The organism is Mesorhizobium sp. M0514 (assembly GCF_040321145.1).
Lineage (GTDB): Bacteria > Pseudomonadota > Alphaproteobacteria > Rhizobiales > Rhizobiaceae > Mesorhizobium.
Genome location: NZ_JAMYQZ010000001.1, coordinates 132,710 through 146,456 on the forward strand (window position 1 = coordinate 132,710; position 13,747 = coordinate 146,456).

Annotated in this window: 11 protein-coding genes; 3 read left to right on the forward strand and 8 right to left on the reverse strand. The window is 63.0% G+C overall.

The genetic code is table 11. The features are described 5' to 3' along the window. Positions 1–6: 6 nt before the first annotated feature. The 3 genes from fabB to NKI61_RS00640 all read left to right on the forward strand — a co-directional run bounded on the left by fabB (position 7) and on the right by NKI61_RS00640 (position 3,811). The gene (gene fabB, locus NKI61_RS00630; protein ID WP_352838655.1) at positions 7–1,227 is read left to right on the forward strand and encodes a beta-ketoacyl-ACP synthase I; all 1,221 of its coding nucleotides are present in this window, start codon (positions 7–9) and stop codon (positions 1,225–1,227) included. 33 nt (positions 1,228–1,260) lie between these two features. Further along, complete coding sequence (gene fabI / locus NKI61_RS00635; RefSeq protein WP_023669564.1) at positions 1,261–2,073, forward strand: enoyl-ACP reductase FabI; 813 nt, start codon at positions 1,261–1,263, stop codon at positions 2,071–2,073. A gap of 184 nt (positions 2,074–2,257) precedes the next feature. Then, positions 2,258–3,811: a putative bifunctional diguanylate cyclase/phosphodiesterase gene (locus tag NKI61_RS00640; protein WP_352838656.1), complete on the forward strand. Its 1,554-nt coding sequence runs from the start codon at positions 2,258–2,260 to the stop codon at positions 3,809–3,811. Positions 3,812–3,827: 16 nt separating this feature from the next. Here the strand turns inward: NKI61_RS00640 and NKI61_RS00645 are convergent, their stop codons facing one another. The 8 genes from NKI61_RS00645 to NKI61_RS00680 all read right to left on the reverse strand — a co-directional run bounded on the left by NKI61_RS00645 (position 3,828) and on the right by NKI61_RS00680 (position 13,724). Next, positions 3,828–4,841, reverse strand: coding sequence for a class I SAM-dependent methyltransferase (locus tag NKI61_RS00645; protein ID WP_023732439.1), 1,014 nt, complete (start codon positions 4,839–4,841; stop codon positions 3,828–3,830). Positions 4,842–4,926: 85 nt separating this feature from the next. Beyond that, entirely contained in the window at positions 4,927–7,074 is a 2,148-nt protein-coding gene (gene pnp / locus NKI61_RS00650) for a polyribonucleotide nucleotidyltransferase (protein WP_023732440.1), read from the reverse strand. Positions 7,075–7,351: 277 nt separating this feature from the next. Continuing rightward, positions 7,352–7,726: a 30S ribosomal protein S15 gene (gene rpsO / locus NKI61_RS00655; protein ID WP_280790898.1), complete on the reverse strand. Its 375-nt coding sequence runs from the start codon at positions 7,724–7,726 to the stop codon at positions 7,352–7,354. Between the two features lie 95 nt (positions 7,727–7,821). Further along, positions 7,822–8,916, reverse strand: coding sequence for a magnesium/cobalt transporter CorA (corA, locus tag NKI61_RS00660; RefSeq protein WP_023688739.1), 1,095 nt, complete (start codon positions 8,914–8,916; stop codon positions 7,822–7,824). 44 nt (positions 8,917–8,960) lie between these two features. Then, entirely contained in the window at positions 8,961–9,932 is a 972-nt protein-coding gene (truB, locus tag NKI61_RS00665) for a tRNA pseudouridine(55) synthase TruB (RefSeq protein WP_023703480.1), read from the reverse strand. Further along, positions 9,932–10,351, reverse strand: coding sequence for a 30S ribosome-binding factor RbfA (rbfA, locus tag NKI61_RS00670; RefSeq protein WP_023692585.1), 420 nt, complete (start codon positions 10,349–10,351; stop codon positions 9,932–9,934). The genes truB and rbfA overlap by 1 nt, the downstream gene beginning before the upstream one ends. A 161-nt stretch (positions 10,352–10,512) precedes the next feature. After that, a complete protein-coding gene (gene infB / locus NKI61_RS00675; RefSeq protein WP_023669557.1) occupies positions 10,513–13,077 on the reverse strand; it encodes a translation initiation factor IF-2 in 2,565 nt (854 codons plus the stop codon). Then, on the reverse strand, positions 13,074–13,724 hold the full coding sequence (locus tag NKI61_RS00680) for an RNA-binding protein (protein WP_023823755.1): 651 nt from the start codon (positions 13,722–13,724) through the stop codon (positions 13,074–13,076). Before NKI61_RS00680 ends, infB begins: the two co-directional genes overlap by 4 nt. Positions 13,725–13,747 lie beyond the last annotated feature (23 nt).

A 13,747-nucleotide genomic window follows, 5' to 3' on the forward strand; every position in this document is an offset into this window, starting at 1 on the left:
TTGCGAATGAGAAGGGTCGTCGTCACAGGCCTCGGCATCGTATCGTCGATCGGCAACAACGCCAACGAGGTGCAATCCTCGCTCCATGATGTCAAATCAGGCATCAGCTTCTCAGATTCCTTCGCCGAACACGGCTTCCGCTGCCAGGTCTGGGGTGCGCCGACGCTCGACCCGACCCCTATGATCGACCGGCGCGCCATGCGCTTCCTGAGCCAGGGCGCGGCCTGGAACCATGTCGCGATGGACCAGGCGATCGCCGACGCCGGGCTTGGCGAAAGCGACATCACCAATGAGCGCACCGGCATCGTCATGGGCTCGGGTGGCCCCTCGACCCGCACCATCGTCGAGGCGGCCGAGACCACGCTCAAGAACAACAGCCCCAAGCGCATCGGTCCGTTCGCGGTGCCGAAGGCGATGTCGTCGACCGCGTCGGCGACGCTCGCCACCTGGTTCAAGATCCACGGCGTCAACTATTCGATCTCGTCGGCCTGCTCGACCTCGGCGCATTGCATCGGCAACGCCTACGAACTGATCCAGTGGGGCAAGCAGGATGTGATGTTTGCCGGCGGCCATGAGGACCTCGACTGGACGATGTCGGACCTGTTCGATGCCATGGGGGCGATGTCGTCGAAGTATAACGACAAGGCGTCAACAGCGTCACGCGCGTATGACGCCAATCGTGATGGCTTCGTCATCGCGGGTGGCGCGGGCGTCCTCATCCTGGAGGAGCTCGAACACGCCAAGGCGCGCGGGGCCAAGATCTACGCTGAGATCGTCGGCTATGGCGCGACGTCGGACGGTTACGACATGGTGGCGCCGTCGGGCGAAGGCGCGGTGCGCTGCATGCGCCAGGCTCTGGCGACGGTGTCCACGCCCGTCGACTACATCAACACCCACGGCACCTCGACGCCGGTCGGCGATTCCCGGGAAATGGGCGCCATCCGAGAGGTGTTCGGCGACAAGATGCCGTTCATCACCTCGACCAAGTCGCTGACCGGCCATTCGCTGGGTGCCGCCGGCGTCCAGGAATCGATCTACTCGATCCTGATGATGCAAGGCGGCTTCATCGGCGAGAGCGCCCATATCGAAAACCTCGATCCCGAATTCGAGGGCATGCCGATCGTGCGCAAGCGCATCGACGACGCCAGGATCGACACGGTTTTGTCCAACTCGTTCGGCTTCGGTGGCACCAACGCAACGCTGATTTTCCAGCGCTATTCCGCATAAGGCCAGCGTTTTTTTGTAGGGGGATTGCCGGCCATGGACGGACTGATGAAGGGCAAGCGTGGGCTTGTCATGGGCGTCGCCAACGATCATTCGATCGCCTGGGGCATCGCCAGGAAATTGTCCGAACACGGAGCGGAGCTTGCCTTCACCTATCAGGGCGACGCATTCGGGCGCCGCGTCAAGCCGCTTGCCGAGAAGCTTGGCGCGTCTCTGGTGGTGCCCTGTGACGTCGAGGACAGCGCATCGGTCGCCGCCACTTTCGAGACGCTCGGCAAGGAATGGGGCGGGCTCGACTTCGTCGTCCACGCCATCGGCTTTTCCGACAAGAACGAGCTCAAAGGGCTCTACGCCGACACCAGCCGCGATAATTTCGTCCGCACCATGGTCATCTCCTGCTACTCCTTCACCGAGGTCGCCCGCCATGCCGCCCCGCTGATGAGCGAAGGCGGCGCGATGATCACGCTGACCTATGCCGGCTCTGTCCGCGTCATGCCGAACTACAACGTCATGGGCGTCGCCAAGGCCGGGCTGGAAGCCAGCGTGCGCTATCTCGCCAACGATTATGGCCCGCGCGGCATCCGGGTGAACGGCATATCGGCGGGACCGGTGCGTACTTTGGCCGGCGCCGGAATCTCGGACGCCCGCCACATGTACTCCTACCAGCAGCGCAACTCGCCGCTGCGCCGCACGGTGACCATCGACGAGGTCGGCGGCTCGGCGCTCTATCTTTTGTCCGACCTCTCGTCAGGCGTCACCGGCGAAATCCATTATGTGGATTCCGGCTATCACATCGTGTCGATGCCAACCCTGGATGAGTTGAAGCAGACCGACAGCGTACGCGATTAACTCACCAGTAAAATTAGATGCATCGGCGGAAACTCATTTTAAGGAGATATCCGCTAGAAGTCCTATGGGCTTGGGCTCTGCGCGTTCTTGCTGGGCGCAAAGGATGCTTTAGCCTTTATGAATTTGCGCTTGATATTTCCCGAAAGTCGAGTTGATTTCGGGGTCATGCGACAGGGACTGAGCAATGCCTGCTGTCAGCAACCCGAAGCGAACACCTGTGTTCCGGCTGCTCACCGTCGCCAGTTCGGGCCTTGGCAGTTTCATCCTTGGGCTTTGGGGCCTCCGGCATGGTTTCGGGGACGGCTTTGCCGGCATGCAGGCGGAAACCATGATCGGCATCGCGTCGGCGCTATGCGCGCTGGCCGCCGCCGGTGCTGCCTTGTCCTTCTTCGCCGGCGTCGATGAATCGGTGGACTACGTTTTCAACGAAACCCATTTCGACAAGCTGACCGGGCTTTTGGCGCGGCCGGCGATGGTCGGCAGGATTGCCGACGCGGCGTCCGCGACGATCAGGACCGGTGAGCCGGTATTCCTCATCGACATCGACATCGACCGCTTCAAGCAGATCAACGACGCCATCGGCTACAGCCATGGCGACGAACTGATCCGCGGCTTCACCAAGCGGTTGAAGGCCTGCATGCCCGAAGGCGCGGTGATGGGGCGCATCGGCGCCGGCGAGTTCGCTATCATTGTCTGGGAACACCAACTCCAAAGCTCGATGGAAAGCACCGTCGAAACCACGATCGAGGAGATGCTGAAGCCGTACCAGCTCGATTCCCACCTGCAGTCGGTCGGCCTGTCGGTCGGCATCGTGGCGATGCCAAAGGATGGCGTCGATCCGGTCCTCATCCTGCGCCGCTCCAACCTGGCGCTGCAGAATGCCCGCGCCGGCGGCGTGGGCAACTGGTCGGTCTTCCATTCCGACATGGGCCAGGTCGCCGACTACCGCCACTGGATCGAATCCGAACTGCACATCGCCTTCGTCCGTGGCGATTTCGACCTTCACTACCAGCCGCAGCTCGACCTGCCGACCGGCGGTATCGTCGGCTACGAGGCGCTGATCCGCTGGAAGCACCCGGAACGCGGCATGATCCCGCCGATGGAATTCATTCCGATCGCCGAAGAGACCGGCATGATCCACCCGATCGGCAATTGGGTGCTGAACAAGGCCTGCAGCGATGCCCGTCATTTGCCCGAGGACTGCTTCGTTGCCGTCAACATCTCGCCGGTCCAGTTCATGACCAAGGATTTCGTCGGCATCGTGCGCGATACGATGGCCAGCACCGGCATCAAGCCGTCGCGGCTGGAGCTCGAAGTGACCGAGACGGCGATGATGCAGGACCGCGACCGCGCCGCCATCATCCTGCAGCAGCTTGCCGACATGGGCATTTCGGTGGCCGTCGACGATTTCGGCACCGGCTATTCCAATCTCAGCTACCTGATCGACTTCGCCTTCGGCAAGCTGAAGATCGACCGCTCCTTCGTCAGCCGCATCGACACCGATTCGAATTCGGGCGCCGTCGTCTCTACCATCGTCGGCCTGTCGCGGGCGCTCGGCGTCGGCATCATCGCCGAAGGCGTCGAGACCGAGAACCAGGCGACGCTTTTGCGAGCAGCTGGTTGCGAGATGGTGCAGGGCTATCTGTTCGGCAGGCCGGCGCCGCTCAAGATCAAGCCCGGCGATATCAGAGCGACCATTCCCGTCCACGAGCCGGCGCGCATCGTCAGCATGCATTGAGGCGACCGGCACCGTCCTATCGGCGCGCGGAGAAAACCTTGAACATGCCGTCGCGGGCGAGCTCGGCATGGCTGGAGAAGACGGCCTTCAGAACCGGTTCGTAAGGCAGCTGACGGTTCGCCACCATGAACAGCCGCCCGCCCGGCTTCAGCGCCTTGCCCGCCGCCTGGATCATGCCGGCGCCGATTTCCGGCTCGGCCGCCCGGCTGCGATGGAAGGGCGGGTTCATGACGATGGCATCATAGCGCCGCTCGACCGGCTCGCTCAGCAGATCGGTCCAGAAGAAGCCGGGCTCGAAGCCTGTCTGGCCGATATTGCCCTTGGCCGCCTCAAGCGCGTCGAAATCCGCTTCGTAAAGGTCGAGCCCCGTTATGCCGGATGAACGTGCCGCGACCTCGGCGGCGACATAACCCCAGCCGGCGCAGAAATCAGCAATGTTGCCGCGCAGGTCTTTGGGCAGGTTGTCGACCAGAAGTTTCGAGCCGGCGTCGATCCGGTCGAAGGAGAACATGCCAGGCGCGGTACGGAAGCGGTCCTCTACGACCAAGGCGGGATTGGCGACGCGCAGTTTTTCCGCAGGCGCCAGATCGGCCGGACGGCGAAGCCAGAAGGCGATGCCGTGATATTTCGGCAGATGCCCTTCGATCGGAACAAGCTCGTCGATGCGCTTGCGCAGGCTGGCGATGCCTTCGTCCTTGCCGCCGGCGACGACGATCAGACCGCCAGGCGTGACGCGTTCGATCGCCTCGGCAATACGCATCTCGTTTAGCCCACGATGGCGGCCGGCAAGCACGAGCGCTGCATCGAATGCATCGCCTTCCGCGCGCGGCGCTACCTTGTGACCGGCACGCTCCAGCGCTCGGAGATGCGGCCGGAAACCCTGTGCAAGATGGAGCTCTGCCTCGAAGCCTTCCGGCAAGCGGAAGCCGGGCTCCGCACCCAGGAACAACACACGCTCGCCCTTTTGCGGCAGAGGGAGCCCCTCGGCCTCGAAGGGATGGAACAGTGTCTTCAGCGGCTCAGCGGCCATTCTTCGATTCTCATGTCGTAGACGGGTATTAAACGAAAACGGGCGCGACATAAGCCGCGCCCGTTCAACTCTATTGTCAGACCACTCAGGCGGCGTTTTCTTCGCCTTCGGCCTTCTTGTCGCGGGCGATTTCCTTGCCGGTGGCCTGGTCGACGACCTTCATCGACAGGCGGACCTTGCCGCGCTCGTCGAAGCCCATCAGCTTGACCCAGACCTTGTCGCCTTCCTTGACGACGTCCGAGGTCTTGGCGACCCGGTCGTTGGCAAGCTGCGAGATGTGGACGAGGCCGTCACGCGGACCGAAGAAGTTGACGAAAGCGCCGAAGTCGGCGGTCTTGACGACCGTGCCTTCGTAGATTTCGCCGACTTCCGGCTCGGCGACGATGGTATGGATCCACTTCTTGGCCGCCTCGATCTCCTTGGCGTTCGACGAAGCGATCTTGACCGTGCCGTCGTCCTCGATGTTGATCTTGGCGCCGGTCTTCTCGACGATCTCACGGATAACCTTGCCGCCGGAGCCGATCACGTCGCGGATCTTGTCGGTCGGGATGTGCATGACCTCGATGCGCGGTGCGAACTCACCGAGTTCGGGGCGGGCGCCGGTCAGAGCATGCGCCATCTCGCTGAGGATATGCTGGCGGCCATCCTTGGCCTGGTCCAGCGCGATCTTCATGATCTCCTCGGTGATGCCCTCGATCTTGATGTCCATCTGCAGCGAGGTGATGCCGCTTTCGGTACCGGCGACCTTGAAGTCCATGTCGCCGAGGTGATCTTCGTCACCCAGGATGTCGGACAGAACCGCGAAGCGCTCGCCTTCCTTGATCAGGCCCATCGCGATACCAGCAACCGGCTTGGCCAGCGGAACGCCGGCATCCATCAGCGCCAGCGATGTGCCGCAGACGGTGGCCATCGACGACGAACCGTTGGACTCGGTGATCTCCGAGACGACGCGCAGCGTGTAGGGGAACTGGTCCGCGCTCGGCAGCATCGGACGGATAGCGCGCCAGGCGAGCTTGCCGTGGCCGATTTCGCGGCGGCCCGGCGAACCCATGCGGCCGGTCTCGCCGACGGAGTAGGGAGGGAAGTTGTAGTGAAGGAGGAACTTCTCCTTGTACATGCCGGTCAGCGAATCGACATACTGCTCGTCCTCGCCGGTACCCAGCGTGGCAACGACCAGCGCCTGGGTCTCGCCGCGGGTGAACAGCGCCGAACCGTGCGTGCGCGGCAGGACGCCGACTTCCGAGACGATCTTGCGGACAGTCTTGAGGTCACGGCCATCGATGCGCGAACCGGTGTCGAGGATGTTCCAGCGCACGACCTTGGCCTGGAGTTCCTTGAACACCGAACCGATCTGCTCGGAGGTGTACTTGGCGTCTTCGCCTTCGGCCGGAGCGAACGCTGCCTTGACCTTCGCCTTGACGGCGTCGACGGCGGCGTAACGCTTCTGCTTATCGACGTTCTTGTAGGCATTGCTGAGCTCGTCGCCGACGATCTTCAGCATTTCGGCTTCAAGCGCGGAGTAGTCCGGCGCTGTGAAATCGCGCGGCTCCTTGGCGGCAACTTCGGCCAGCTTGATGATGGCGTCGATCACCGGCTGGAAGCCCCTGTGGCCGAACATGACGGCGCCGAGCATCAGCTCTTCGCCGAGTTCCTTGGCTTCGGACTCGACCATCAGCACGGCGTCGGCGGTGCCGGCGACAATGAGGTCGAGCCTGGATTCCTGCATCTCGTCGACATGCGGGTTGAGCACGTATTCGCCGTTGATGTAGCCGACGCGAGCGCCGCCGATCGGGCCCATGAAGGGAACGCCCGACAGCGTCAAAGCGGCCGAGGTGGCGACGATCGACAGGATATCGGGATCGTTCTCGAGGTCATGCTGGACGACGGTGACGACGATCTGGGTGTCGTTCTTGTAGCCGTCGGCGAAGAGCGGGCGGATCGGGCGGTCGATCAGGCGGGAAACCAGCGTTTCCTTTTCGCTCGGACGTCCCTCGCGCTTGAAGTAGCCGCCCGGGATCTTGCCGGCGGCGTAGGTCTTTTCCTGGTAGTTGACGGTCAGCGGGAAGAAATCGAGGCCTGGCTTCGGCTCCTTCATCGAAACGACGGTGGCGAGAACCTTGGTTTCGCCATAGGTCGCAAGCACCGCGCCGTCAGCCTGACGTGCGATCTTGCCGGTTTCCAGGATGAGCGGACGGCCGCCCCATTCGATTTCCACTTTGTGGTAGTTGAACATATCTTGTCCTTAGTAAGCGGAAAGGGCCGCGCCGTTTCACGGTGCGCGGATGCCCTTTCCCTGGCTTCCTTTCTCGGGCAGCCACGGGCAAGACAACGGGAAGCTCGGGTAGATTCGGCGCTGGTTAGCGCACGAGCGTCCTGCAATCCTGCCCCATGACCGTCCATGGGCGGTTTCGAGTGGCCTCTGCACGCTCGAAACCGGGTCTGGCCAATCGATGCGACTGGCAGAATGCGCGACCGGCGGGCTCTCCTTCGAAAGCCCGCCGGTCAATTCGTCAACGGCGCAGACCGAGCTTCTCGATCAACGTCTGATAGCGCGCGTCATCCTTGCGCTTGAGATAATCAAGCAGGCTGCGGCGCTGGGAGACGAGAGCGAGCAGACCACGGCGGGAATGGTTATCCTTCTTGTGGTCCTTGAAGTGGTCGGTCAGGTTCTTGATGCGCTCGGAAAGGATGGCCACCTGGACTTCCGGAGACCCGGTATCGCCCTTGGCGGTTGCGAATTCACCCATCAATTCCTGTTTGCGCTCGGCAGTAATCGACATCGTGTTTTTCCTTATCTGTTTGAGGAAACGGGTCGCCCTCAGCCGGGATGTCGTCCAGCAGGGGCCGGTGCAAGCAAAGCGACATGGCGCGATGCTGCGGCGCATATAAGGCAATTCCCTGGAAAACACCAGCCCATTCATAAAGCCGGCTCGTCGCAGCCCTTTGCTCAGGAATCCAGGATCCCCCTGATACCTGAAGCTTACAGCCACTTCTTGCTTTTGAAGAAGACGATCAGCCCGACAGCAACGGCCAGCATGAACAGCAGCGAAGCCGGGTAGCCATAGTAGGCTTTCAGTTCCGGCATGTTCCACGGCGAGCTCTCGGGATCGAAATTCATCCCCCAGATACCGACCAGGAAGGTTAGCGGCATGAAAATCACCGAGACGATGGTGAGATAAGAGATCACATCGTTGGTGCGCGCCTGGCTCAGCGACAAATGCATTTCGATCAAGCCGGTCAGCATATCACGCTGGTTCTCGACCAGCTCGATCAGCCGCAATGCGTGGTCGAGCGTGTCGTTGAAGAAGATTTTCGTCTCCGGCTTCACATAGGGCACGTCGTTGCGGATCAGCGTCGCCAGCGTGTCGCGCATCGGCCACAGCACGCCCTTGAGCACATTGGCGTCGCGCCGCAATTCGTGCAGCTGGCGCATCTGATGCTTGTGAGGCGTGTTGAGCATCTCGTCCTCGATGCCATCGACCTCCTCGCTAGCGGCCTCAATCGGCGGGAAATAGCTGTCGACGATGGAATCGATGAGCGCATAGGCCAGATAGTCGGCGCCGCGCATCCGCAAGCGGTTGGGCAACGCTGCGGCGATGCGCTTGCGCACGGGGTCGAAAGGATCGCCTTCGCGCTCCTGGAAGGTGACGACGAATTTCTTGCCGAAGAACACCGCGATCTGCTCATAGCGATGCACCTTGACGTCGTCGATCATGCGCATGACGACGAAGGCGTGGTCCTCGAAGAAGTCGACCTTCGGCCGCTGGCCGGTGTTGACGACATCTTCCAGAGCCAGTGGATGCAGGTTGAAGATCCGGCCGATCTCCTCGATCAGCTGGATGTTGGCGAGACCGGTGCAGTCCAACCAGACGACCGGCCAGTTGTCGCAATGGGTGTTGAGATCGTCGATGCTGGCATCGTTGATGGTCTTGAATTTTTCAGGCGAAATCAGCGTCAGCCGCAGCTCGGACCGTCGCGCCGCCGGATCGGCGATCAGCGTGCCGGGCGAGGCTCCAACCGGCGGCCGGCGCGTTGTCACCGGCGCCCGCTTCTTCACCGCCTCAGCCTTTGCCATGTGCCCCTCGGATGTGACGTCGACGTAAAACTAGACGGGAGTGGTCAGCCGGCAAAGACCCGCTTCGGCTTGAACATGCCTTGCTCGATGGCGCCGATGGCGACAAGCTTGCCGCGCGCGGTGGCGCAGGCTTCCTCGGCTTCCACGGGCGCGTCGCGGCCGCGGATGATGACGGGATTGCCAAGGCGGATCTTGGTCGCCGCTTCGTCGCTGATGGCAATCTGCGGCAGGCAGTCGAGCGCGGCGGCCGTGTCGACGAGCAGCGCATCGATTGCGCCAAAGTCGATCGGCGCGTCGGCAACATCGGCGTCGCCCTCTTCGTCAGCTTCGCGCTGTTCGCCGAAACGGGCGGCCTCCAGTTCGGCGACGGTGACGAAATCCTCCTGGGTGAACGGCTCGACCTCGACCCTGCGCAATTCGGCGATGTGGCCGAAGCAGCCGAGGTCGCGGCCCATGTCGCGGGCCAGCGAGCGCACATAGGTGCCTTTGCCGCATTCGACCTCGAACGAAGTGTGGTCGGCAGCGTGCTCGACGATGTCCAGACGGCCGATCTCGATCTCGCGCGCGGGGATGTCGACTGTCTCGCCCCCACGGGCGAGATCGTAGGCGCGTTCGCCTGATATCTTGATGGCCGAGAATTGCGGCGGTGTCTGCATGATGACGCCGGTGTAGTTCGGCAGCAGCGCCCTGACATCTTCTTCCGCCGGACGGCGGTCGGAACTTTGCGTCACCGGGCCTTCGAGATCGTCGGTCGAACGCTCCTCGCCCCAAGCGACGGTGAACCGGTAGATTTTGGCGCCGTCCTGCACATAAGGCACGGTCTTGGTTGCCTCGCCCAGCGCGATCGGCAGCATGCCAGAGGCCAGCGGGTCGAGCGTGCCGGCATGGCCGGCCTTTTCGGCCTGGAAAAGCCATTTGATCTTGGAGACGGCTTCGGTCGAACCCATGCCAACCGGCTTGTCCAGCACCACCCAGCCGGAGATCGGCCGGCCCTTCTTCTTGCCGCGGCGCCCCACTATTTCTCGTCCTTGTCGTTGTCTTCGCCATCGGTACCCAAGTCTCGCGCGACTTCCGGCGATTTCAGCAAATCGTTGATCCTGGCGAAATTGTCGAAGGACGTATCGAGCTTGAAGCGGAACTCCGGCATGAACTTCATCTGGCGGAGCGCGCCGGAGACGCGGCCACGGACGAACTTCGCATGCTTGTTGAGCGCGTCGATGACCGCACCCGTGTCCTTGGCGCCGAGCGGCGAAACGAAGGCCGTTGCGACCCTCAGATCAGTGGACATGCGCACTTCCGAGACCGAAACCACGGTGTTCTCGATCAGCGGGTCGATAATCTCGCCGCGCTGCAAGGTTTCCGACAGCGCATGGCGCACCTGTTCGGCGACGCGAAGCATGCGCTGGGATGGGCTGGAGGCGGTTGGACGGGGCATTTTTCTCAATCCGGAAAGCGTGAGGCGCGGGATGGGACCGTGCCGCCATGTCTCATATGTGTTCTATGCATGTCGTTTATCCCGCACTTTTGGGCGACAGGCATTAAAGTTAGGGCGGCGGTCTTTCGACCACCGCCCGGTCGTATCGACAGTATACGAACTCAGAGCGTCCGGGTCACCATCTCGACGCGGAAGCACTCGATGATGTCGCCGACGCGCATGTCCTCGTAGTTCTGGAAGGCCATGCCGCACTCCTGGCCGCCCGGAACTTCCGCGACTTCATCCTTGAAGCGCTTGAGGGTCTTCAGCGTACCTTCGTGGATGACGACGTTGTCGCGGATCAGGCGCACGCCCGCTCCACGCTCGACCTTGCCTTCGGTGACACGGCAGCCGGCGATCTTGCCGACCTTGGTGATGTCAAAGATCTCGAGGATCTCGGCATTGCCGATGAAGGTCTCGCGGCGTTCCGGCGACAGCAGGCCGGAAAGTGCTGCCTTCACATCGTCGACGAGGTTGTAGATGATCGAGTAGTAGCGGATTTCGATGCCCGCGGCCGCCGCGGCCGCACGTGCCTGCACGTTGGCACGGACGTTGAAGCCGATGATCGCGGCCCCCGAGGTCTCCGCCAGCGACACGTCGCTTTCGGTGATGGCGCCGGCGCCGGCATGAACGATGCGCGCACGCACCTCGTCGGTGCCAAGCTTGTCGAGAGCGGCGTTGATCGCCTCGATCGAACCCTGCACGTCGCCCTTGATGACCAGCGGGAATTCCTTCAACCCGCTCGTCTGCAGCTGCGACATCATCTGTTCGAGCGAGCCGCGCTGGCCGGCATGGCGAGCCACTGCCTTCTCGCGCGCCAGACGCTGGCGATATTCGGTGATCTCGCGGGCGCGGGCCTCGTTGTTGACGACAGCGAAGCGGTCGCCGGCTTGCGGCGTGCCCTGCAGGCCGAGCACCTCGACCGGCATTGCCGGCGGCGCCTCCTTGATCTGCTCGCCACGGTCGTTGACCAGCGCGCGCACCCGGCCCCATTCGTTGCCGGCGACGAGGATGTCGCCCGGCATCAAAGTGCCGGTCTGCACCAGTACGGTGGCGACGGGGCCACGGCCCTTGTCCAGCTGGGCTTCGATGACCACGCCCTCGGCGGTACGGTCCGGATTGGCCTTGAGGTCGAGGATTTCGGCCTGCAGCAGGATCGCTTCCAACAGCTTGTCGAGGTTGGTGCCCTTGGTCGCCGACACTTCGACGTCCAGCACTTCACCGCCCATCGATTCGACGAACACCTCATGGCGCAGCAGTTCGGACCGCACCTTCTGCGGATCGGCATCATGCTTGTCGATCTTGTTGATCGCCACGATAATCGGAACGCCGGCGGCCTTGGCATGGCTGATCGATTCGATGGTCTGCGGCATGACGCTGTCGTCGGCCGCCACCACCAGGATGGCGATGTCGGTTGCCTGAGCGCCACGGGCGCGCATCGCCGTGAAGGCGGCGTGACCGGGCGTGTCGATGAAGGTGATCTTCTGCCCGTTCTTCTCGACCTGGTAGGCGCCGATATGCTGGGTGATGCCGCCGGCTTCGCCGGAGACGACATTGGCATTGCGGATGGCGTCGAGCAGCGAGGTCTTGCCGTGGTCGACATGGCCCATGATGGTCACGACAGGCGGCCGCGACACCAGGTCCTCGGCATTGTCGGCAATGTTGAACAGGCCTTCCTCGATGTCGGACTCGGCGACGCGGCGGACCGTGTGGCCGAATTCGGTGGCGACCAGCTCGGCCGTGTCGGCGTCGATGATGTCGCCCGGCTTCAGGATCTGGCCCTGCTTCATGAAGTACTTAACCACATCGACGGCGCGCTCGGACATGCGCTGCGCCAGTTCCTGGATGGTGATGGTTTCAGGCAGGATCACTTCGCGCATAACCTTCTCGCGCGGCTCATTGTGCATCGCGCGCTTGAATTTTTCCTGGCGGCGACGCATCGACGACAGCGAGCGGGCGCGCGCGTCCTCGTCGGAAAGAGCCGTGTTGAGGGTCAGCTTGCCGCGACGACGGTCTTCCTCGGCCTTGGTCGGCTTGGCCGGGCGCGCCACTTCGGGCGTAACCGGACGGCGTACCGGGGCGCCGGCGGCGGTGCGCTTCGGCTTGACCTCTTCCTCATCGTCCGACGCCACAAGCTCGGCAGCCTGCGGCGCGCGGCGGCGCGCTTCTTCCTCGGCGCGGCGGCGGGACTCGGCCTCGGTCTGCAGGCGGGCTTCTTCCTCGGCCTGACGGCGCGCGGATTCCTCGCGCTCGCGCTTGCGGCGTTCCTCATCCTCGTTGCGGCGCTTGGCCTCTTCGATGGCGCGTTGGCGGTCCTCGACGTCGCGAACCTTGGAGCCTTCGAGCGCCCTGCGGCGCGCTTCCATTTCATTGCGCGACAGTTCGTTCAGCACCATGCCGCCGCGTTCGGCCGGCGGCGGCGGAGGCGGCGCCTTGGGCGCTTCCTGCACGACGGGGGCTGCCACTACCGCGGGCTTGGGCGTAAATACGGGTGCAGCCACCGGCTCCGGCTTGTCGCCGGGCATGGAGAATTTGCGCTTCTTGATCTCGACCTGGACCTGCTTGGTGCGGCCATGCGAGAAATTCTGTCGCACGACGCTCTGCTCGGTACCGGGGCGCTTCAGCGTCAAGGTCTTCTTCGGTGTAACACTCAACGTCTTGTCGTCGCCCGATTTCGTATCGCTCATTCCATATCCTCTGCAGCATCATCTTCGTCAGCAACGGCCGCAAGCATTGCCAGATCGTCGGGGGTTCCGCCCCGATATCGGTCGAGCGCAACCATGCGCCTCTCAACCGCCTTGCCCGCGTCTCCCGCGAGAACGGCAGCATGTATCACATTTGTACCCCCCAATGCCAAGCTCAACTCGGCCTCGGAGAAAAGTTTGTAGGCAAGGACTGCAGGCCCGCCGAGGTGGACAGTTGCCCGCCGCGCCTGACTGATCTTGCGCACGCCATCGTCGGATGCTTCGATCGCGTGGAGCACGAAAAGCGCCGACCCCGAGCGCACCGCGCTCTCGACCTTGGTTGCGCCGAGTGCGATCGAGCCAGCCTTGCGGGCAAGGCCAAGCATACCCAAAGCGGATCGTGCAAGCAGTCCGTCGACCATGCCGCCGAGATCGGGCGGCACGACGACCTGCGCCTTGAAGGCGCGGGCAAACAGGTTCTTCGCCGCCGCCTTGTCGATATGTAGGCGGTCGGCGCTCACCCAACAACCACGGCCGGGCAGATTTCTCTTCAGGTCAGGAACGACGGCCGAATCCGGGCCGACGACGAAACGGATCAGCTCATCCGGCTCGGCTTGCTTGCGCGTGACGATGCAGGTGCGATCGTTCATCTCGTCCTGGGGCGGGTTGTGTG